The sequence below is a fragment of the Ohessyouella blattaphilus genome (assembly GCF_024721265.1).
GTDB lineage: Bacteria > Bacillota > Clostridia > Lachnospirales > Lachnospiraceae > Aequitasia > Aequitasia blattaphilus_A.
The window spans coordinates 1-1,216 of sequence record NZ_JAMXOC010000076.1 but is presented as its reverse complement, the minus strand read 5'-3'; the positions used below and the strand labels follow the sequence as shown (position 1 = coordinate 1,216).

Genomic DNA, 1,216 nt, shown 5'->3' with positions numbered 1-1,216 from the left:
GTAAGTGACTTATAATCATACGCCCAGAAAACAGAAAAGCATTCCTCTCATAAAAAGTGTGGAGTGAAATGCTCTAAATTCTATATGGATTTTCTTACGCACTTTTTCTGTACTGTATCTGACCATGGAAATAAGTCTTCGATACCATCGGGATCATTCAGACGACCCGGCATCTCGCTTAGTAGATGGTCTAAGTAGTTTTCAGCATCGAGCCCGGCAGCTTTTGCCGTTTCGATAATGCTACAGATAATGGCGCTCGCAGTCGCTCCTTTTGGCGTGTCGTGGAATAACGAGTTCTTTCGGATTAAGGTGTACGGTCTGACCGCATTTTCCGTTAAGTTATTCGAAATCGGGCAACGCCCATCCAGGAGATAGTTATTCATGTATTCCTTTTGATTTCGAGCATAGTTCACTGCTTTATAAAGATTTGAGCCAGAGGGTGGGTTCTGCTCATCGAGCAATCTCCAAAAGGGCTCTAGAATCGGCTTCACCTTTTCCAGACGCTTTTTTTGCCGTTCTTCCGGCGATAAATCTTTGAACTCTCGTTCCAGTTTAAAGAGCATGTTGCATACTACAACCCCTCTCTCAGCAGGGGTGTACTCGCTTACAGGTTTTGGAACTCATTTTGACTTTGCTGGAAGAGCCTCCACGAACTTTCGGCGGATGTGCGCTAGACAAGCAATGCGAGTAACATTTGTCAACCTGTTGTAAGCCGAGAAGCCATCACAGTGTAGGTAACCTGAAAACCCATTCAAGAAATCTATTGGATGGTCACCGCTTCTAGAGATTTGATAATCGTAGAGGATGATTTCGGGCAGGGTATCTTCGCCAGACCTATATATCCACATGAAGGATTTCGAAGTGTTTTTTCTTCCATCCTCTTTGTGTACCTGACAGGGTGTTTCGTCAGCCATAATAACTTCTCGCTTTAGTAACTCTTCATGAAGGCGATCAAACATTGGCTGCAAATACAAGAGCGCAGCGCTATTAACCCAGTTAGCAAGTACAGAACGGCTTAGGTTTACGCCCAATCTCTCAAAGCTCTTAGCCTGGCGATTGAATGGGAGGTAGTTTACATGCTTATCGTACATTACACGGGAAACTACAGAAGCCGATGCCAAAGAGTGTTTTAGTAGCGCCGGCGGAACCGTAGATTTTACAATCTCTGTTACGTCATCTTCTTTACAGCCAGGGCAGATATAGCTTTCGCGAAATA

1 protein-coding gene and 1 pseudogene are annotated in these 1,216 nt (G+C 44.4%); both read right to left on the bottom strand.

Going from position 1 to position 1,216, the window contains the following annotated elements:
- Positions 1-80 precede the first annotated feature (80 nt).
- Positions 81-236: a transposase domain-containing protein gene (locus NHH16_RS15705; protein WP_262070472.1), complete on the bottom strand. Its 156-nt coding sequence runs from the start codon at positions 234-236 to the stop codon at positions 81-83.
- A gap of 84 nt (positions 237-320) precedes the next feature.
- Positions 321-1,163, bottom strand: a pseudogene (tnpC, locus tag NHH16_RS15395) (IS66 family transposase); the annotation flags it as partial.
- Between the last annotated feature and the right edge of the window lie 53 nt (positions 1,164-1,216).